Annotated in this window: 17 protein-coding genes; 7 read left to right on the top strand and 10 right to left on the bottom strand. The window is 72.7% G+C overall.

The genetic code is table 11. The features are described 5' to 3' along the window. Positions 1-16 precede the first annotated feature (16 nt). Genes ACH4C6_RS30465 through ACH4C6_RS30455 form a run of 3 tightly spaced genes read right to left on the bottom strand, consistent with a single transcriptional unit; the run spans position 17 to position 2190 of the window. Positions 17-895: an NmrA/HSCARG family protein gene (locus ACH4C6_RS30465; protein WP_398111855.1), complete on the bottom strand. Its 879-nt coding sequence runs from the start codon at positions 893-895 to the stop codon at positions 17-19. A gap of 15 nt (positions 896-910) precedes the next feature. Continuing rightward, a complete protein-coding gene (locus tag ACH4C6_RS30460) occupies positions 911-1786 on the bottom strand; it encodes an SDR family oxidoreductase (protein WP_398111854.1) in 876 nt (291 codons plus the stop codon). Continuing rightward, entirely contained in the window at positions 1756-2190 is a 435-nt protein-coding gene (locus ACH4C6_RS30455; protein ID WP_398111853.1) for a SnoaL/DnrD family polyketide biosynthesis methyl ester cyclase, read from the bottom strand. Before ACH4C6_RS30455 ends, ACH4C6_RS30460 begins: the two co-directional genes overlap by 31 nt. Before the next feature lie 187 nt (positions 2191-2377). Between ACH4C6_RS30455 and ACH4C6_RS30450 the strand changes: the two genes are divergently transcribed. Next, on the top strand, positions 2378-3244 hold the full coding sequence (locus ACH4C6_RS30450) for a class I SAM-dependent methyltransferase (protein ID WP_398111852.1): 867 nt from the start codon (positions 2378-2380) through the stop codon (positions 3242-3244). Positions 3245-3484: 240 nt separating this feature from the next. Here ACH4C6_RS30450 and ACH4C6_RS30445 read toward each other — a convergent pair whose 3' ends face one another. From ACH4C6_RS30445 to ACH4C6_RS30435, 3 genes are all read right to left on the bottom strand, one after another. Further along, positions 3485-4240: an SDR family NAD(P)-dependent oxidoreductase gene (locus tag ACH4C6_RS30445; RefSeq protein WP_398111851.1), complete on the bottom strand. Its 756-nt coding sequence runs from the start codon at positions 4238-4240 to the stop codon at positions 3485-3487. A 7-nt stretch (positions 4241-4247) separates the two neighbouring features. Continuing rightward, positions 4248-5324, bottom strand: coding sequence for a serine hydrolase domain-containing protein (locus tag ACH4C6_RS30440; protein WP_398111850.1), 1077 nt, complete (start codon positions 5322-5324; stop codon positions 4248-4250). Positions 5325-5414: 90 nt separating this feature from the next. Next, complete coding sequence (locus ACH4C6_RS30435) at positions 5415-5864, bottom strand: nuclear transport factor 2 family protein (RefSeq protein WP_398111849.1); 450 nt, start codon at positions 5862-5864, stop codon at positions 5415-5417. Positions 5865-6045: 181 nt separating this feature from the next. On the opposite strand from ACH4C6_RS30435, the gene fabG reads away from it, so the two are divergent. Next, positions 6046-6831 (top strand): 3-oxoacyl-ACP reductase FabG, encoded by a 786-nt coding sequence (gene fabG, locus ACH4C6_RS30430; protein WP_398111848.1) that lies wholly within the window; start codon positions 6046-6048, stop codon positions 6829-6831. A 30-nt stretch (positions 6832-6861) separates the two neighbouring features. Further along, positions 6862-7815: an aromatase/cyclase gene (locus ACH4C6_RS30425; protein WP_398111847.1), complete on the top strand. Its 954-nt coding sequence runs from the start codon at positions 6862-6864 to the stop codon at positions 7813-7815. A gap of 85 nt (positions 7816-7900) precedes the next feature. On the opposite strand, the gene ACH4C6_RS30420 is transcribed toward ACH4C6_RS30425, so the two are convergent. Continuing rightward, entirely contained in the window at positions 7901-8581 is a 681-nt protein-coding gene (locus ACH4C6_RS30420) for a class I SAM-dependent methyltransferase (RefSeq protein ID WP_398111846.1), read from the bottom strand. Between the two features lie 89 nt (positions 8582-8670). Further along, positions 8671-9456 (bottom strand): alpha/beta fold hydrolase, encoded by a 786-nt coding sequence (locus ACH4C6_RS30415; protein WP_398111845.1) that lies wholly within the window; start codon positions 9454-9456, stop codon positions 8671-8673. 245 nt (positions 9457-9701) lie between these two features. Here ACH4C6_RS30415 and ACH4C6_RS30410 point away from each other — a divergent pair, with 245 nt between their 5' ends. Continuing rightward, positions 9702-12077 (top strand): LuxR C-terminal-related transcriptional regulator, encoded by a 2376-nt coding sequence (locus tag ACH4C6_RS30410; protein WP_398111894.1) that lies wholly within the window; start codon positions 9702-9704, stop codon positions 12075-12077. A 52-nt stretch (positions 12078-12129) separates the two neighbouring features. Here ACH4C6_RS30410 and ACH4C6_RS30405 read toward each other — a convergent pair whose 3' ends face one another. Further along, positions 12130-13035: a BTAD domain-containing putative transcriptional regulator gene (locus ACH4C6_RS30405; RefSeq protein ID WP_398111844.1), complete on the bottom strand. Its 906-nt coding sequence runs from the start codon at positions 13033-13035 to the stop codon at positions 12130-12132. A 107-nt stretch (positions 13036-13142) separates the two neighbouring features. After that, positions 13143-13877 (bottom strand): thioesterase II family protein, encoded by a 735-nt coding sequence (locus ACH4C6_RS30400; protein WP_398111843.1) that lies wholly within the window; start codon positions 13875-13877, stop codon positions 13143-13145. Between the two features lie 293 nt (positions 13878-14170). Here ACH4C6_RS30400 and ACH4C6_RS30395 point away from each other — a divergent pair, with 293 nt between their 5' ends. The 3 genes from ACH4C6_RS30395 to ACH4C6_RS30385 all read left to right on the top strand — a co-directional run bounded on the left by ACH4C6_RS30395 (position 14171) and on the right by ACH4C6_RS30385 (position 18639). Further along, a complete protein-coding gene (locus tag ACH4C6_RS30395) occupies positions 14171-14935 on the top strand; it encodes a thioesterase II family protein (protein WP_398111842.1) in 765 nt (254 codons plus the stop codon). 220 nt (positions 14936-15155) lie between these two features. Then, the gene (locus ACH4C6_RS30390) at positions 15156-16472 is read left to right on the top strand and encodes an FAD-dependent monooxygenase (protein WP_398111841.1); all 1317 of its coding nucleotides are present in this window, start codon (positions 15156-15158) and stop codon (positions 16470-16472) included. 439 nt (positions 16473-16911) lie between these two features. Next, on the top strand, positions 16912-18639 hold the full coding sequence (locus tag ACH4C6_RS30385; protein WP_398111840.1) for a pyranose oxidase: 1728 nt from the start codon (positions 16912-16914) through the stop codon (positions 18637-18639). Positions 18640-18647: the final 8 nt, after the last annotated feature.

The raw sequence follows: 18647 nt of genomic DNA, 5'->3' as shown, positions 1-18647 counted from the left end.
GCGTGCGGCGGATGCGTCAGACGTCGATGCCCTTGAGGTACGTGGCGAACGTCTGGAGCGCCGGGTGCGCGGTGCGCAGCGCGGGGATGTCGGCGCGGTAGCCGTGCTCCTGGAACCACTCGAACATCAGGGCGATCTCCGGGCCGTTCGGGATGTACGGGTTGGCGGCCACCGCGTCCAGGGGCAGCTCCTCGAAGCGGGCCGGCAGGCCGCTGCGGGCGGAGAACGCCTCGGCGATCCCGGTGGCCGTCAACTCGTCGCCCGCCAGCTCCACGGCCCGCCCCAGGTACTCCTGCGGCCGGTCGAAGGCCTCCGCGGCGAAGTACCCGATGTCGTCCACGGCGATGAACTGCACCCGGGTGCCCGGCTTCAGCGCCAGCCGGACCACCAGCGTGCCGTCCACGTTCTGCGGCCCGTGCGCGGCGAAGTTGTCCATGAAGAACGTCGGGCGCAGCACCGTCGTCGGCACGCCCAGCTCCTCCAGGTACCGCTCGATGTGCCGCTTGGAGTCGAAGTGCGGCACGCCGCTGTGCCGTTCGGCACCGCCCACCGAGCTGTACACCACGTGCGCGACCCCGGTGGCCTCGGCCGCCCGTGCCACCGCCCGCCCCTGGCGGACCTCACCGCCCAGCCCCTTGGGCGTCATGAAGTTCTGCACGGAGAACACCCCGTGCACGCCCTCCATGGCCGCACGCAGCGACGCCTCGTCGTCCAGGTCACCGGTGACCAGCCGCACGCCCGACGCGGCGAGCGCCCGGGCGCCGTCGGACCCGGGGTCGCGCACCAGCGCGGCCGTGTCCCGGCCGCGCCGCACCAGCTCGCGTGCGGTGGCGCCGCCCTGCAGACCGGTGGCCCCGATCACCAGGACCGGGCCGTTCGCCTCGGTCTTCGTCATGTCGTTCGCCTCTCCTCAGCCGAACAGCGGCGCGGCGTTGGCGGCCGCCCAGGCACGGTACGGACGGGGGTCGCGGCCGGTGAGGTCCTTCACGGCCGTCGTGGGCGTCGCCCACGGCACGTCGGGGCTGTGCAGCGCGGCCACGTTGGTCACGGCCGCCGCGCGGTCGCCGGTGATGCCGGCGAAGACCTCGACGACCTCCTCCTGCGGCGCCACGGAGAAGTCAAGGCGGCGGCCCAGGACTTCGCCGAGGATGCCGGCCTGCTCCTGCGAGGTGAGGACCTCGCCACCGGTCAGGACGTACGCCCTGCCCCGGTGGCCGTCCCGGGTGAGCGCGGCGACGGCCGCGGAGGCGATGTCGTACTCGTCGATCGGCGCACCGGGGTTGTTGCCGATCCAGCAGCGCACCGAGTCGCTCTCGCGGACGGTCCTGACCCACCACGCGGTGTTCGCGTGGAACGGGCCGGGACGCAGGAACGTGGTCGCGACGCCGGAGTCCGTGATCGCCTCCTCGGCGGCCCGGTGCTCCTCGGCGATGCCGTGCGGCAGCGGATGCAGCACGCTCGCCGAGGACAGGAACACGATGTGCTCGACGCCCGCCGCCGCGGCGGCCTTGGCGATGTTGCGTGCTTCACCGGCCACGTCGCCGGAGAGCACCACCAGCGCCGCGGTGACGCCGGCGAACGCCGCGGTCAGCGACGCGGGGTCGGCCGGGCTGCCGGCCACGACCTCGACGCCCTCGGGCAGACCCGCCTCCTCGGGCTTCCTGCTGAGCGCCCTGACCCGGCGGCCCTGCGCGGTGAGCTGCTCGACGGCCTCGCGGCCGACCTTGCCCGTCGCTCCGGTGACCAGAATCATGATCAGGCCCTCCAGCCCTGCGGCTCCGGCCACGGCGAGCCGAGCTGACGGTACGTGCCCTGGTAGTCGGGCCAGTCGCGGTGGTCGCGGATCTTGCCGTCGACGAGGCGGATGAGGTGGATCTGCTCACCGGAGAAGCGGCGCCCGGTCGGCGCCATGCCGACCAGCTCCCCGACGTGCCGGCCGTACAGGACGAGGTTCGCGCGCACCCAGTCGCCGCGCTCCTCCAGCAGCACCTCCTCCAGGTGCGCCTCCTCGGAGAAGGTCATCTTCAGCCACTTGACGGCCATCGCGAAGGAGTCCGGACCACGCAGGTCCATGTGCTCCATCGTCGCCGGGTTGAGGTACTCCGGGTGGATGTACTCCGCGACGTCCTCGGTGTCACCGGTGTTGTACGCCTCGATCATGCGGCGTACCGCAGTTATCTGGTCGCTCATCGAATGTCCTCCACGGCTGGCGCCAAGGGCGTCGGTCAATGGCCCTATTCTGTGCGGGAAATGCACGGCCCGGCAAGGGAGGAAATGTCGACTCCCTTTGTTCTCCAGGCATATGCGGGGCAGCTTTCCACCGCGCCTCGAACAATGCTCCAGCTGCACACGTGAGAAGGGCCCCAGCATGTGGCACATGGACACGGACACAGCCACCTACAAGACAAAAGTCACCGCCGCCTTCAATGGGGCCGCCGCGACCTATGACCGGCTCGGAGTGGAATTCTTCACGCCGATGGGAAAGCGGTTGGTGGAATTCGCCGGCCCACGCCCCGGCCAGCGACTGCTGGACGTCGGCTGCGGCCTGGGCGCCACCCTGCTCCCGGCGGCCCGGCTGGTCGGCCCCGGCGGCAGCGCGCTCGGCATCGACATCGCCGAGGCCATGGTCGAGGAGGCCGGACGGGAGGCGGCACGGCAGGGCATCGGCAACGTCGACCTGCGGGTGATGGACGGCGAGCACCCCGACCTGCCCGCCCGCTCCTTCGACCTGGTGCTCGGCAGCTACAGCGTGATCTTCCTGCCGGACGCCCGGGCCGCGCTCGCCCGGTACGCCGGACTGCTGCGCGACGGCGGCCGGATCGCCTTCACCAGCCCGGTGTTCGCACGGGACACCTTCCCGTTCCTGCCGCCGCTGTTCACCGACCTGATCCCGATGTCGCTGCTGAACCACCTGCCGGCCGCCTGGCACCCCGAGCAGCTGCGGCGACAGCTCCACTCCTGGCTGGAGGACCCGGCCGACCTGACGGCCGCGCTGCGCACGGCGGGCTTCGACGACGTCCGGATCGTCGACGAGTCGGTCGACATGACGGCCCGCTCCGGCGAGGCGTGGGTGGACTGGTCCCACACCCAGGGGATGCGCCTGCTGTGGCAGCACCTGCCGGCCGACGAGGCGGCCGCCCTGCGGGCCCGGCTCGTCACGGCCCTCGACGCCCTGCGCGGCGAGGACGGCCTCATCCACATCGACGTCCCCGTCCGCTACGTCACGGCCACGGTCGCCCGCTGATCCGCGCACGGCGCCACGACGGACGGGGCACGGCGCACACCTCACCCCGGCACGCACAGGGCGGCACCACCGGTCATCGCGGTGGTGCCGCCCTGTGCGTGCCGGCGCGACGCCGGGCCCGGCCACGGGGGAAGGCCGCGTCGGCCGGCCCGCACGCCACCGGCCGCCCACGCCGAACGCCCGGCTGGGCGACCCAGCCGGGCGTTCCGCGGTACTCCGGGCCGCACGGGCGCCGCCCCGTCAGGTGACCGACAGCGCGCCGTCCACCGCCAGGACCGTGCCGTTGGCGTAGGCGGCCTCCGGGCGGGTCAGCTGGACGATCCACCAGGCGATGTCCTCGGGCCGGCCGACCCTGCCCGAGGGGATCCGCGTCGCCATCCCCTCGAGGAACGCCTCGTACGCCTCCGGGGGCATCCCGGCCCGTACCCCGACACCCGTGTCCACGACACCCGGCGCGATGCCGACCGAGCGGATGCCGCGCGGGGCGAGCTCCACGGCCCAGGTGCGGGTGAGGAAGTCCAGGGCGACCTTGGCCATCCCGTAGACGGAGTTCTCCGGCCACGCCCGGCGGCCCAGCGAACCCGCCGAACTGACGTTGACGACGACGCCGCCGGTCGCCTCCAGCGCGTCCAGCGCCCGCTGGGTCAGGAACACCGGAGCGATCAGATTGGTGCCGAGCTGCGCACGGACGGAATCACGGTCCAGACCGTCGAGGGAGGCGAATCCCGTGACGGCCGCATTGTTCACCAGGACGTCGAGCCGCCCGAATGCGCTCAGCGCGGTGGAAATGATGAGTTCCGGCGCCTCGTGGTCATGGACGTCCGCCGCCAGCACTCGAATACGGTCCTGGCCGTCCGCGGTCTCCTTGAGGGTGGCTTCATTGCGGCCGACAACGAGCACGTGGGCGCCGCTCTCCGCGAATGCGCGGGCCGTCGCCGCTCCGATTCCCGTGCCGCCGCCCGTGATGACGACGGCCTTCTCCACCGAATGCGTCACCGCGACCTCACGAGCACAGCGCGATGTTGACACCGCGGATGACGGCCTGCTCGGCGTCCGGCCCGAAGTCCTTGTCGCCGATGGTGAACGACAGCTGCACGCGGGCGCTCAGGTCGCGGGTGGTCGCCGCGAACGTGGCGTAGCCGGGAATGCCGGCGCCGTGGCCCCACAGGTCGAGGTCGTCGTCGTTCTCGAGCTTCATGATGCCCAGGCCGTAGCCGATGCCCATCGGCAGGTTCTCGATCATCTCGGGCGGCAGCGGGGTGGTCATCTCGGTGAACTCCGCTTCCTTCAGGAGTTCGCCGCTGAACAGCGCGGAGAAGAAGCGGTCCAGGTCCGCGGTGGTGGAGATGATCTCGCCCGCGCAGCCGGCCTCCGAGGGGTTCATCAGCGTGACGTCCACCGGCTCGCCGCCGATCTGCATGTAGCCGCGCGCGTGCGGCTCCGGGATGTTCGGGTCGTCGCCGGGCAGCACGGTCTCGTCCAGCGCGAGCGGCTCGAGGACCCGCTCGCGGATCTCGTCGCGGTACGAGCGGCCGGTCACCTTCTTGATGAGCAGGCCGACGATGAAGTAGTTCGTGTTGCAGTAGGCGAACTTGGTGCCCGGCTCGAACTCCAGCGGCTTGGCGGCCGCGATGGCGATCAGGTCCTCGGGCTCGTAGTGCTTGTAGCGGTCGCGCAGGAAGCGGTCACCGGGCTTCTGGAACGAGTCCATGTAGTTGTACAGGCCGCTGGTGTGCTGCATCAGGTTGCGCACGGTGATCTTCTCGCCGTACGGCAGCAGACCCGGTAGGTAGCTCTCGACGCTGCGGTCGAGGTCGATCTTGCCCTCGGCGACGAGCTGGAGCACCACCACGGCCACGAAGGGCTTGGTGATGCAGGAGATGCGGAAGCGGCCGTCGGCGGGAACGGGACGGTCGGTGCCCAGCTCCGCGATGCCGGACGTCACCACGAAGGACTCGTCCCCCCGGGCGACCCGGAACTGCACGCCTCCGGCTCCGGCTTCGACGAGCCGGTCGGCGGCGCCCTGGACGGCCTGCTGAAGGGCCGAGACCTCCGGCCGGGCGATCGTCGTCTGCGTCATGTCGGGAAACCCCCATGGTGGCTGTCGGTTCTTTCGGCCGAGGCTGACCGGCCGGGGTGGAGAGGCGGCCGGGCGCCGGTGGAGCGCGGCTCAGGCAAGGTCGTCGCGGGTCACCGTGCGGGCGAGGACCCGCAGTTCACCGTCCTGACGCACCAGGACGTCCTGGCACACGCACACGCGGTGCACCCGCGACGCGCCGCCGATCTCCGAGGCGTACACGATCGCGTAGGAGCGGACGTCCACCGCGCCGTCGGGCCGGGGACGGACGTCGAACATGCCGATGAAGTGGCGGTGGCGCTGGCCGGCGGCGGCGAGTTCGGCCGCGGCCCGGCTCGTCGCCGCGACCAGCCCGGCCCGGCCGCGCACCGGCTCTGGCAGGGTCGGCACGGCGAACGTGGCGTCCTCGGTGAAGGTCCCCGCCCACTGCTCGGCCTCACCGAGGTCCAGCAGCTGCATCTGGTGCGCGTAGAACTGCTGGACCTCCGCGTGCAGGGAAGCGGCCCAGGCGGAACTCCGGGTGGGCTCGGGTGCGAGCGTCATGCTGTCTCCTTGGTCGGTCGGAACGCCCGCCAGCCTGGGTGCGCCCGGTCGCATGCCGTTGGAAGCTCCCTCAAGCGCCTGGCCGGCAGCACGGCCCGGCCCCGGTCGAGCGCCCTTCCGCCGCACCTCGAGCGGCGCGGGACACGGTCGACGTCACCAAGGCGCTCATGGGAGGAAACCGATGACGACAACGACGAGGCCCGTCGCACTGATCACCGGCGCGACGAGTGGCATCGGCCTGGCCGTGGCCCGCGAGCTGGGGCGACGGGGCCACCAGGTCTTCCTGTGCGCCCGGACGGGACAGCAGGTCAAGCAGACCGTCGAGGACCTGCGCGCCGAGGGCATCGACGCCGACGGCATCGCGGCCGACGTCCGCTCCCCGGAGTCGGTGACCCAGCTCGTCGCCGCCGCCGTCGAGACGTACGGCCCGATCGGCATCCTGGTGAACAACGCCGGGCGCAGCGGCGGCGGTCCCACGGCCGACCTCTCGGACGAGCTCTGGGACGACGTCATCGACACCAACCTCACCAGCGTCTTCCGGCTCACCCGGGAGGTGCTGAAGAAGGGCCGCATGAGCGAGGCGCCCTACGGCCGTGTCATCAACATCGCCTCGACCGCGGGCAAGCAGGGCGTCGTGCTGGGCGCCCCCTACAGCGCCTCCAAGCACGGCGTCGTCGGCTTCACCAAGGCACTCGGCAAGGAACTGGCCCCCTCCGGCATCACCGTCAACGCCGTCTGCCCCGGCTACGTCGAGACGCCCATGGCCGAGCGGGTGCGCCAGGGCTACGCCGCCGCCTGGGACACCACGCAGGAGTACGTGCAGGAACAGTTCGAGGCGAAGATCCCGCTGGGCCGGTACTCGACCCCCGAGGAGGTCGCCGGGCTCGTCGGCTACCTCGCCACCGAGACCGCCGCCTCCATCACCGCGCAGGCCCTCAACGTCTGCGGCGGACTGGGCAACTTCTGAGCGTCCCGACCAAGAGAGAAGGTAGTGAAGGTGTCTGCCGAACAGGTTCACCGCACATCGCACGACGTGGAGATCGCCGCACCGGCGGCCGTCGTCTACGGGGTCATCGCAGACACGGAGCGGTGGCCGCTGTTCTTCCCCCCGAACGTGCACGTGCAGCGGCTGGAGTTCGACGGGACCAGCGAGCGGCTGCGCATGTGGGCGACCGCCAACGGAGCGGTCAAGTCCTGGACTTCACGCCGCACACTGGACCCGGCCGCCCGCCGTATCGACTTCCGCCAGGAGATACCCGCGGCCCCCCTCACCGGGATGGGCGGCACCTGGGCCGTCGAGGAACTGGGCCCCGACTCCTCGCGGCTGACCCTGCTGCACGACTTCACCGTGGCGGACGACCGGCCCGAGGACGCCGAATGGGTCGACCGGGCCACGGACACCAACAGCCGGGCCGAGCTCGGCCGTGTCAAGGCCCTCGCCGAGCGGTGGGGCCGCCTGGACGACCTGGTGCTGTCCTTCCAGGACTCGGTGCGGGTCGACGGGCCGGCCGAGCCGGTCTACGACTTCCTCCACCGGGTCGGCGACTGGCCCGAACTGGTCCCCCACGTCACCCGGCTGGACCTGACGGAACCCGCGCCCGGCGTCCAGATCATGGCCATGGACACCCGGACGGCCGACGGCTCCACGCACACCACCGAGTCCATCCGCATCTGCTTCCCCGACGCCGGCCGCATCGTCTACAAGCAGACCGCGACGCCCGCGCTCATGGACGCCCACACCGGCGAGTGGACCGTGGTCCCCGACGCCACCGGCGTCACCGTCACCTCCCACCACCACGTCGTCATCCGCGAGGAGGCCATCGCCCGCGTCCTCGGCCCGAACAGCACCCTCGAGGACACCCGCCGCTACATCCGCCAGGCGCTCGGCCGCAACTCCACCGCGACCCTGAACCTCGCCAAGCAGCACGCGGAGACGGCCGCCGCCGTCTGACCCGACGACCTCCACGGTTCACCGCCCGGGGCTCCAGGACGCGCGCGTGTCCCCTGGAGCCCTCGGTGTGCGCCCGGCCGGGTCCTCAGCGCAGCCGGCGCACCCGCAGCACCAGGTCGTCGGTGTGATGCGCGCCGGCGCCACCGGGGGGAGCGACGCGTGGCCGTTGCTCGTCCACCTCCACCACCCAGTCGTCGTCGAGCAGGGCGGCGACCGTCGAGGGCCAGAGGTAGTCGGCCGGGTCGAAACCGCTCTCGTGCGCCTCCCGGGTGTCCATCCCCGCGTGGTGCACGAGCAGCAGCACCCCTCCGGGTGCCACGGCGGCGAGCAGGGCCCGCTCCGCGGCGGCCTCCAGCGTGCGCAGCAGCGCCGGGTACTGGGCGGAGACCAGGTCGAAGGAACCGGGCGGGAGCGCGGCCTCGGTGAGCTCCGCGTGGACCCACCGAACGGTGAGGCCGGCCTCCCGCGCGTGTCCGGCCGCGCGTTCCAGGGCCACGCCCGAGACGTCGAGCGCGGTCACGTCCCAGCCGCCGCGCGCGAGCCAGAGGGCGTCCGCGCCCTCGCCGCAGCCGACGTCGAGGACTCGTCCGGGGGTCAGCCCGGCGACCTCCGCGACGAGCGCGCCGTTGGGCCGGCCGCTCCACAGTTGCTGCCGGTCGGCGTAGCGGCCGTCCCACTCCGCCCGCACGGCGGGGTCACCGGCGTACCCCTCGGATCGCGGGGGGAGGCCGGACGCGGGCGTGCTTGCTGCGATGTCGTCGGTCACGGACCCACCGTCGCCCACCGCTCCGCGGATCCGCCAGCTCTGTTGCCGCTCCGGCAAACGGCCGCGCCGGGCCGGGGCGCCGACGGCCCCTAGGCCGCCGGTGCGCGGCGGACGGGGAGCATCGTCTCGACCGGTTCGACGGTGAGGTGCTCGATGACGAGACGGTTGACCTCGGCGGGCTTCTCCAGCGGCACCACGTGTGAGGTCCCGGGCACGACGGCGAGCTCCGCATGCGGGAGAGCGCGGTAGAGGGCGACGGTGTGCTCCAGCGTCACCAGGTCGTCGTCGCCGACCATCACCCGGGTCGGGGCAGCGATGCGCGCCAGATCGTCGGTGGAGAGAGCCGGCTCGGTCCGCCACATGCCGACCACCTTGCGTGCGACCACCGGCCAGTGCCCCGGCCCTTCCGGCGCCACCGCTTCGTACAGCTCGCGGAAGAACTCCAGCTCGGCGCTGCCGGGTGTCATGCGGTCCAGCATGGCGGGCGCCGCCCAGCACTCCTCGGCGGGGCGGAAGTTCGCTCCGATGACCACGAGTTTGCGGACGAGATCGGGGCGGGCGAGGGCGACGAGCAGGGCGACGATGCCGCCGTCGCTCCAGCCGACGAGGTGGGCCGGACCACCGACGACCGCGTCGAGGAAGGCCACGGTGTCGTCCGCCATGTCCTGGTAGGTGAGCGGTCCCTCCACGTCGGGTGTGTGCCCGTGCCCGCGCCGCTCGGGGAGGAAGAGGCGGAACCTCGCCGCGAGGTCGGCCCGCTGTGCTCCCCACGTCTCGTTCGTGCAGAAGCCGCCGTGCAGCAGGAGCAGCGGATCACCGTCGCCCTCGGTCTCGTACCAGGTCCTGACGCCGGGGAGGTCCACGTAGTCGCCCATAGCCGAGGCTTTCTGCCGCCGTGCCCTTGTCCCTCGTCAGTCTCCGCCGGGGCGCCGGGGCCCGCAACGGGAGCGGGACGCCGGCGCCCGCGCCCGGGCCCGGGCCCGGGCCCCGCGCCCGGGCTGGCCGGTGGGCGCGGTTCGAGTGCAGCTGTGGTCCGGTTCGAGGGGGCCTTTCCCGCTCCCGGGGAGACTGACTGGGGTGGGATGCCGCCCGTGACGAGGTGGGGGTGCGGCTCGTGTTGGTGGGACGGCGTGGCGAGTCGGGGGTGCTGGACGAGCTGCTCGCGGGTGCGGGGCGGGCGGAGGGGGCCGTCGCCCTGGTGTCGGGCAGCCCGGGATGCGGGAAGAGCGCGCTGCTCGCGGAGTTCGCCGCACGGGCTGCCGACGCGGGTGCGCTGGTGCTGTCCGCGGGTGGCTCTCCGGCGGAGGCGGGTTTGCCGCTCGGCGTGGTGGGACGGCTCCTCGGCGGCACCGGCACCGGCACCGGCACCGGCACCGGCGCCCCGGCCGGTGGGCGGCCGCAGGTGCTGTACGAGGCGTTGAGCGGTGTGCGGTCCGGGCGGCCGGTGGTCGTCGTGGTCGACGATGCGCACCACCTCGATGAGGAGTCCGGACGTGCCCTGTTGTACGTCTGTGCGCGGCTGACCGGCACCGACGTGCTGGTGGTGCTGGCCGGGCAGCCGCCCGAGCCGTCGTCGCCGACGCTCACGGAGCTCTGGGGACAGCCACGAGTGGTGCGGGTGCCGCTCCAGCCGCTGACCGAGCACGAGGTCGCCGATCTCCTGCGCGAGCCGGCCGGGGGCGGCATGGACGCGGGGACGGCCGGACGGCTCGCTCCGCACTGGCACGGATTCACCGGCGGGAACCCGCGCCTGCTGCGGGGTCTGCTGGACGATCTCCGGGAGTGCGGCCCGCTGAGGTCGGTCCGGCCGGTGGCCGGGACTGCCTTCCGGGCTGCGGTCGCCGCATGCCTGCAGGGCGCGGGGACTGCGGTGACGGCCACGGCCGGGGCTCTCGCGGTCCTGGGCGAGGACGCCACGTTGACGCGGCTGGCGCGGCTGCTTGCCGTGCCCGAGCTGACCGTGTCGCGGCGGATGGAACAACTCGAGGCCGTCGGATTGCTGGACGGCGGCCGGTTGCGTCACCGCGCGGTGCCGGCCGCGGTGCTCCGGCACCTGGGCGCCGGGGACAGGGGGCGGCTGCACGCGCGGGCTGCCCGGATGCTCTACGACGACGGTGCGGAGCCGTCCCGGATCGCCGTCCACCTGGCGGAAGCCGGGGATGCCGCTGCCGACGAGGGGGGAGCGCATGGTCCTGGGCTTCCCCTGTGGGCGCCGGCGGTGCTGACGGAAGCGGCCCGATGCGCGCTGCGGGCGGGCGCGGCGCACCAGGCGGTGCGGTTCCTGCAGGTCGCGCACCGGGCCCGCGGAGGCGGCGCGCTGGCGGGTGGCATGCTCACCGCGGTGGCCGGGGCGGAGTGGGAGAGCGATCCGGCCTTGGTGACGCGCCACCTGCCGTCGCTGGAGGGTGAGGTGCGCGGTGTTCCGGGCGGTGACCGGGGTGCTGTTCCGCCCGACGCTCCTGCGGGTTGCGTGCCGGCTGACGTCGCACACCGGGCCGAGGCCGCGGGGTTGCTGTTGTGGCATGGCCGGCGCGTCCGCCGCGAGCAGCGGGCTCCAGCTACGGGGGAGCGGGAGTGGGGGCGGGGCACGGGGGCGCGGCAGGTGCAGGACGCGTCGGGCTTCGTGTGGCCGGTCGCGGGCGAACCTGTCGTGGAACCGGATGCGGACGACGTGGAGGCCGTGCTGGACGCCTTGGTGCGGGGGTACGTGCCCGCGCCGGCGGTCCCGGAACTGCTGGTGGCGTTGGTGTACGCCGGTGAGACACGGCGGGCTGCGCAGTGGTGTGCGTTGACGCGCGGGGTGGAGAAGATGAGGGGGACGGCGGCGCGGCGGGCCGTGGCGCTGGCGGTGGCCGCCGTGGTGCATGTGCGTACGGGCGCGCACGACAGGGGTGCCGACTACGCCCGGCAGGCGTTGGGATTGCTGTCGCCGGCGGCCTGGGGGGTGGCGGCGGGTATGCCGTTGTCGGCCGGGGTGTGTGCGGCGACGGCGCTGGGCGCACACGAGGAGGCGGAGCGATTGCTGCGGGTGCCGGCCCCGGAGGCGATGTTCGACTCGCGGGTGGGTGTGCACTACCTGCTGGCCCGTGGACGTCATCGGCTGGAGGTGGGGCGGGCGCGGGCCGCGCAGGCGGACTTCCGTGCCTGCCGTGATCTGACGGCGCGTTGGGGCCCGCTGGTGGGGGAGGTGGCCGACTGGCGCGGGCCGGCGGCGCAGGCGCTGCGGGTTCTGGGCGAGGCGTCCGATCCGGCGGCCGAGAGCGGCGCCCCCGGAGGAAGTCCGCTGGGGATGCTGACACGTTCGGAGCGTCGCGTGGCCGTTCTGGCGGCGGGCGGCTGCACCAACCGGGCCATCGCTGCGCGGCTGCATGTGACGCCCAGCACGGTGGAGCAGCACTTGACCAATGTGTACCGCAAGGTGCGGGTGAAGTCGCGGGCCGGACTCGCGGAGCTGGTGGGCGGACGGGTGCCGACCGCGGTGGGCGGCGGATCCTGAGCACCGGCCGGCTGGTCGAAGTGGTCGACGCGCAACGCCCGCTGACCCCGAGCTAAGCGGTGGACGCGGGCCGCTGGCCGGTGAGGGCGTTGAGACGTTGCTGCATGTGTTCCTGGCTGCGCATCAGTTCGTCGATGCGCCGCTTGAGGTGATCGATCTCGTGGTGCAGGTCCTGGGCGCCGGCCGGAGGCGGGGCGGTGGGGCGGGGAGCGTGGTGGAGGATCGCCTGGAGGCGAGCCCGTAGCGCGGGGCCGGGTTCGACACCGAGGGTGGTGGTGAGGTGGTGCCGGGCGCGTTCGTAGACGCCGAGGGCTTCCGCCTGGCGGCCGCTGTGGTAGAGGGCGGTCATCAGCTGGTCGTAGAAGCGTTCGTGCAGCGGATGGTCGGCGGTGAGCTTCTCCAGTTCGCCCGTGATGTCGTGGTGGCGCGCGCAGCGCAGGTGTGCCTCGTAGAGGGACTCCAGTGCGGTGAGGCGGTTCTCCTCGAGGCGGTCGGCCTCGCCGGTCGTGAGGGGGCCGTGGCGGCTGTCGGCCAGGGCGGGGCCGCGCCACAGGGACAGCGCGTGGTGGAGCAGCCGGGCGGCGTGCGCGGGGTCGCCGGTGAGTGCGGCGCGGCCCTGGGCGGACAGGTGGGCGAAACGCTGCACGTCGGTGGTGGCGCCGCCCAACTGGAGGACGTAACCGGTGGGCTGGGTGTGGATCCAGTCGTGCCCCGACTCCGGCTCCTGACCGGGCCGGGGCCGCTCCCCGGGGCGGGGGAGGAGGCGCCGCAGGCGGGCGATGTGGGCGTGCAGGGCGTTCGCGGGGTTGGCGGGTGGTTGCCTGCCCCACAGTTCCTCGGTGAGCTGGTCGACGGTCAGGAGCCGGCCGGCGTGCAGGACGAGCGCGGCCAGCAGCGCGCGCTGCTTGGAGCCGGGCGGGACGACGGGGGTGCCGGTGGCGCCGACGAGCACGTCCACTGGTCCCAGCAGCCTGAACTCGTATGATCCGGCCGCCTGTTGGCCGAGGGCTGGGACCGGAGCCGGAGCCGGAGCCGGAGCCAGGGCCGCGGCTGAGGCCGGGGCGGTCATGACCGCGGAGCCGGGGTGGGCAGGGTGAGCGCGGTGCGGATGTCGCTGGCGATGTGCGTGGTCAGTTCGGTGGCGTCGGGCCTGAAGTAGAAATGGCCGCCGCGGAACAGGCGCACCCCGAGGTGGCGTGTGCTGTAGGTGGCCCACTCCCGCAGGTGTCGCGGGGGTGCGAGGGCGTCGTGGGTGCCGCCGTACACCGACAGGGGCACGGGCAGCGGCGCGGCCTGGGGACGGGGGCGCCAGGTGTCGACCAGGCGCAGGTCGCCGCGGATGACGGGGGAGAAGATCTCCCACAGCTCGGGGTCGTCGAGGACGTCGGCGGGCGTGCCGCCCATCGCGGCGAGTTCGTCGCGCAGCGCCTGGTCGGACAGCAGGTGCCGACCCGTGCCGCTCCGGCGGGGTGCGGAGTGGGGAGCGCTGCGGGCGGACAGGCCCAGCCAGCACGGCGGGCGGCCCTCGGCGTGCAGCAGGCGGGTGAGCTCGTAGGCGATCAGCGCACCCATGCTGTGCCCGAACAGGGCGAAGGGAGCGTCGAGTTGGCCCTCCAGCTCGGTGTGGAACCAGGTGACCAGGTCCGGTGCGTCGCCGATGGCGGGGAGATCGGCGAGCATGCCGCGACCGGGGGCGTCGAGCAGACGCACCTGCCAGTGGGCGGGGAAGCGGCTCGGCCAGTCGCGGTAGGTCAGGTGGGAACCACCGGCGTGGTGGAACACGAACAAGCGCAGTTCCATGACGAGGGCTCCCTGATGCCGGCACGGGCCGGGCGTTGGCGTCGGACGAGGCGGTGGTGCCGGAGGTTGCCCGGGTGGGTGTTCCCCGCAGGTGACCATAACCGGCGTCGGCCGGTGGCGGGGCCGGTGCGCGACCCGGCTTCGAGCGGCCGTGCAAGCGTTCTCCAGAGGTGGGGCGCCGGGCGCGAGTGCCGCTCGAGCCTGCCCAGCAAGGCTTGACCGCACGCCTGAATCGCCTCCCGGCCGCCCGGTGGGGAGGCCGGCCGCCGCAGACGTGTCCGAAGGGACGAGCCATGCCTGATGCACCGCCGGTGGTACTGCACTGCTTCGCGCACGCCGGGGCCGGGATCTCGGCGTTCCACGGCTGGCAGACCCGGCTGGGCCCGGGCGCGGTGCCGGCGGCGCACCTGCTGCCCGGGCGCGACCGCCGGCGCCGCGAGCCCCGCGTGACCACACGGCGGGAGCTGCTGGCCGACTTGCTCGACGACTTCAGGGCGCCGAACGGCCCCTTCGTGCTCTACGGGCACAGCCTCGGCGCGATGGTCGCCTACACCCTGGCGCGTGCGCTGCACGAGGCGGGCCTGCCCACACCCGCCCTGCTCGCCGTGGGTGCCTGCCCCCCGCCGGATGCGCCGTCCGAGCTGGCCGATGCCTGCCGTCGCTCCCCCGACGGCCTGCTCGACCTCCTCGACCGCCTGGAGGTGGTGCCCGAGGGGGCGCGTCCCGGAGGGCTGTGGCACCGCGCCGTACTGCCGGTGCTGCGCGATGACCTGACGCTCGCCGACAGCCTGCGCCGGGCGGCCCTTACGCCGGTCGCGGGCGGCCCGTTCACCGTGCCGCTGCTGGTCGTCGCGGGCGAGGCCGACCCGCTGGCGCCGCCCGGCACGATGGCGGGCTGGGAGCGCTTCAGCGCGGGGCCGGTGGTACGGCGCACCGTGGCCGGCGGTGACCACTTCTTCGTGCGCGGGCCCGCACTGCCCAGGTTGCTGGGCCGGGCCTGCCGGGTCGTCGGGCGCACGGCGGGCGCACCCCTCGCCGGGGCGGCCACTGCGCGGTGAGGCGCTTGCACCGCCTCCCTGCCGAACTCCGTCTGCACTTGCGTCACTTGTCATCGGCTCGCCCTCGTCACCAGGAGAAGAGGCACATCATGGACCGGTTGGACGTGGAGCGACTCGACGACAGGGCGGGCGTGTACGCGGGCCGCCGGGCCCGCGCGGTCGGCGTGGCCGGCTCGCCGGCCGCCGTGCACGGGCGCGGCTCGAGAGGCGGTGGCCGGTCATGACGTCGCTGCGGGTGCCCGCGATGCACCGGGCTGATGACGTGCGTGCCGACGTGTGTGTGGTGGGCGCGGGCCCTGCCGGACTGGCACTCGCGCTGCTGCTGTTGCGTTCGGGCGTCGAGGTCGCCCTGGTGGAGCGGTCCACCGCGTTGCGCCGGGACTTCCACGGGGAGATCCTGCAACCCGGCGGTCAGCAGATCCTGGACGAACTGGGAGTGCTGGAAGCCGCTCGTGCCCGCGGCGCGCGGGAGCTGAGTGCCTTCCAGGTGGTGCAGGACCGGCGGGTGCTGCTCGACATCGACTACCGGCGCCTGCCCGCTCCTTACGACCGTCTGCTGGCGCTGCCTCAACAGCACCTGCTCGGTGAACTCCTCGAAGCCTGCCGGGCGATGCCCGGTTTCACGCTGCTCCAGGGGTACCGGGCCGGGGCTCTGGTCCGGGAGGGCGGGCATGTCGCGGGGGTGGTGGCCCATCGACGCGGTGCCGCCTCCGCTGCGGTGCGGGCACGGGTCGTGGTCGGTGCCGACGGCCGCTACTCGCAGATCCGGATGCTCGCCGGGATAGGCGCCGGCCGCCGGGAGTCCTTCGACCAGGACATCGCCTGGTTCTCGCTGCCCGCGCCGGGCCGCGCGCTCGGTGCCGTACGGATCCACCGCACGGAGGCCGGGGCCGTGCTCGTGCACGACACCCACCCCGACCGGCTGCGGGTGGGCCTGACGCTGCCGCACCGCAGCTGGAACCGGGTCGCGGCCCGCGGCATCGAGGAGGTGCGGGGCGAACTCGCCACCGCGCTGCCTCCCTTCGCCGACCTCATCCACGATCACCTGCGTTCGCTGAGGGACGTGCACCTGCTGGACGTGTTCGCCGCGCAGGCCGGTGAGTGGGTGCGCCACGGGCTGATGCTGATCGGTGACAGCGCCCACACCCACGGCCCGATCGGCGCCCAGGGCATCAACCTCGCGTTGCAGGACGCGGCGGCCGCCCACCCGGTGCTGGTGGAGGCGGTACGCGCGGGAGATGCGAGCCGGGAACGGCTGCTGCCCTATGAGCTGCGGCGGAGGCCGGTGGCGGCGGCGGTGCACCGTATGCAGCGCGTCCAGGCCAAGGCGCTGCTGGGACGCAGCGGCCCGCTCACCGCGCGGCTGCGGGCGCGAGCGGCCTCCTGGGTGAGCGGCTCCGCGGCCGGAGCCCGCATCACCCGCCGCATCGCCTACGGCCCGGACGCGGTGCGGGTACGCGAGGAACTGTTCGTCGCGCCTGCGGCCACCCCGGCGACCTCGACACCCGGGCCGGGCCCGGGGCACCCGGCAGGCTGATCCACCGGATTTCGGGATCCGGCCACGGTGAAATAAGTCACTGGCGCGAGCATCGGAGCGCCAGTGACTCACGTGTCACCGGCCGGCAGTGGGAAATGCGCCGTTTCTCGGGTATGTATTCCGGACATCGACGGCAAGGAAATTGTTTCGCCACCGCAGTACGCCGGGGCGCGCAACTGGTGTCCCGTCAAAGCGCTTTGCTCCCATGTCTCGTCCGGTCATCCGTGTGAGGGACGCTAGAGGAGCTGCGGGTGGGAATCACGTAGTCGAGTAGGAAATTCGTCAAGAATTCCGGCGTGTTCGATCGTGCCCGGCGGACGCGTATCCGGCGCCGACAATCCAGGGCTGATCGCTTTCCTTGCGCCCGGCGAATTTCCTGCATCGGTGCGCCCTTTTGTGTGCCGGTCCTTTCCCGTGAGCTTCAGGAGAAAGAGCACGCATGCCCAAGCCGAAGTACGACGTCATCATCATCGGTTCCGGCCCGGTGGGCTGTTCGTTCGCACGAGATCTCGTCGACAGGGGTCAACGGGTCCTCATGCTCGACGCCGGTCCCCAGCATTCCGCCCGCTACGGCGAGCACCTGAAGAACGCGTTCCTCTACCAGAGGAACATCGACCAGTTCGTGTCCGTCATCCGCGGCAACCTGACCCCGCTGTCAGTGGCCACGCGCAACGACCCCACCGTGACGCTGGACCCGTCGTCCTACCGCTACGACACATCGGAGTACGCCGGCTTCCAGCTGAACAACCAGAACCCGCTCCAGCGCGAGAGCGAGAACCTGGGGGCCTGCGCCGCCACGTACGTGGTGGGCGGTATGGCCACGCACTGGACGTGCGCCGTGCCCCGTTTCGACCGGGACCTGGAGCGCAGGTGGAAGCCGGCGGGCTCGGCCCCCGAGCAGACGTACCCCATCAACGACACCGACATGGACGCGGCATACGAGGAGGCGGAGCGCCGGCTCAAGCGCTCCACCACGGCGTTCAAGGACTCCGCCCGTCACCAACTGGTCAAGAAGGTGCTGCGCGATGCGGGCTTCGACGTCCGGGACCTGCCGCTGGCGGTGGAGCGGCGCAGCGACGAGGCCAGCGAATTCGTCACCTGGAGCGCCGCCGACACGGTGCTGCGGGGCGATCCGGACCTGGCCCGGCCGGGGGCGTCCCCCTTGTTCACGCTGAAACCCGAGCACCAGTGCCTGCGGCTGGAGCACGACGGCCGCAGGATCACCGGCGTCGAGGTCCGCGACCTGCAGACGATGGAGGTCGCCATCTACCGGGCGAAGGCGTACGTCGTGGCCTGCGGAGCCATCCCCACCCCCCAACTGCTGTACGCCTCCGGCCTGCACGAGAAGCTGCCGGCGCTGGGGCGCTACCTCACCGAACAGCCGATGGCCTTCTGCCAGGTGGTCCTGCGCCAGCCGTTGGTCGACGGTGCCGCGGAACTCCTCGGCGCCGTCGACGATCCGGAGGACCGACACCACGCCTGTCGGGCGGCCCGACGCGTGGCCGACTACCGCGCCTCCCAGCAGGAGATCGTGCGCCGGAACCAGTCCCAGTACCTCCAGATGGCGGCGGACCCCCTGCCCTTCCGCAAGGACGACCCCGACCCCAATCTCTACATCCCCGCCAGCGTCGAGCGGCCCTGGCACTGCCAGATCCACCGGGACGCCTTCAGCTACGGCGCCGTGCCACCGAGCATCGACACCCGGCTGATCGTCGACCTGCGCTGGTTCGGCATCTCCCGCCCTCGACGCAGCAACTGGGTGGAGTTCGACGCCACCATGAAGGACACCTTCGACATGCCGCAGGCCACCTTCCACTTCAAGCTGACCGACGCCGAACGCGACCAGGCAGGCCGGATGATGGCGGACATGCAGAAGGTGGCCACCCAACTGGGTGGCTACATGCCCGGTTCCGAGCCGCAGTTCCTCACCCCCGGCCTTCCCCTGCACATCGCCGGCACGACCCGCATGGGCAGCGGCGAGGAGAAGACCGCCGTGCGCACCAGCGTCGTCGACCCCGACTCCAAGGTCTGGGGCTTCGACAACCTGTGGCTCGGTGGCAACGGCCTCCACCCCTTCGGCAACGCCGGCAACCCCACCCTCACCAGCGTCGCCATGGCAGTCCGCGCCGCCAAGAACGTCCTCAACACCCTGCCCGACCTCGGCTAGACCCCTCG

Source organism: Streptomyces sp. NPDC017943 (assembly GCF_044328425.1).
GTDB classification, from domain to species: Bacteria; Actinomycetota; Actinomycetes; order Streptomycetales; family Streptomycetaceae; genus Streptomyces; species Streptomyces djakartensis_A.
Note: the sequence above shows the minus strand (reverse complement) of the source record. Positions and strands in the feature narration are given on the sequence as shown.

Bases quoted from the DNA above. Each gene is read 5' to 3' on its own strand.
- ACH4C6_RS30465 (WP_398111855.1), bottom strand. From the start codon at position 895: ATGACGAAGACCGAGGCGAACGGCCCGGTCCTGGTGATCGGGGCCACC.
- ACH4C6_RS30435 (WP_398111849.1), bottom strand. From the start codon at position 5,864: ATGACGCTCGCACCCGAGCCCACCCGGAGTTCCGCCTGGGCCGCTTCC.
- ACH4C6_RS30400 (WP_398111843.1), bottom strand. From the start codon at position 13,877: ATGGAACTGCGCTTGTTCGTGTTCCACCACGCCGGTGGTTCCCACCTG.
- ACH4C6_RS30450 (WP_398111852.1), top strand. From the start codon at position 2,378: ATGGACACGGACACAGCCACCTACAAGACAAAAGTCACCGCCGCCTTC.
- ACH4C6_RS30415 (WP_398111845.1), bottom strand. From the start codon at position 9,456: ATGGGCGACTACGTGGACCTCCCCGGCGTCAGGACCTGGTACGAGACC.
- ACH4C6_RS30440 (WP_398111850.1), bottom strand. From the start codon at position 5,324: ATGACGCAGACGACGATCGCCCGGCCGGAGGTCTCGGCCCTTCAGCAG.
- ACH4C6_RS30395 (WP_398111842.1), top strand. From the start codon at position 14,171: ATGCCTGATGCACCGCCGGTGGTACTGCACTGCTTCGCGCACGCCGGG.
- ACH4C6_RS30390 (WP_398111841.1), top strand. From the start codon at position 15,156: ATGACGTCGCTGCGGGTGCCCGCGATGCACCGGGCTGATGACGTGCGT.
- ACH4C6_RS30455 (WP_398111853.1), bottom strand. From the start codon at position 2,190: ATGAGCGACCAGATAACTGCGGTACGCCGCATGATCGAGGCGTACAAC.
- fabG (WP_398111848.1), top strand. From the start codon at position 6,046: ATGACGACAACGACGAGGCCCGTCGCACTGATCACCGGCGCGACGAGT.
- ACH4C6_RS30385 (WP_398111840.1), top strand. From the start codon at position 16,912: ATGCCCAAGCCGAAGTACGACGTCATCATCATCGGTTCCGGCCCGGTG.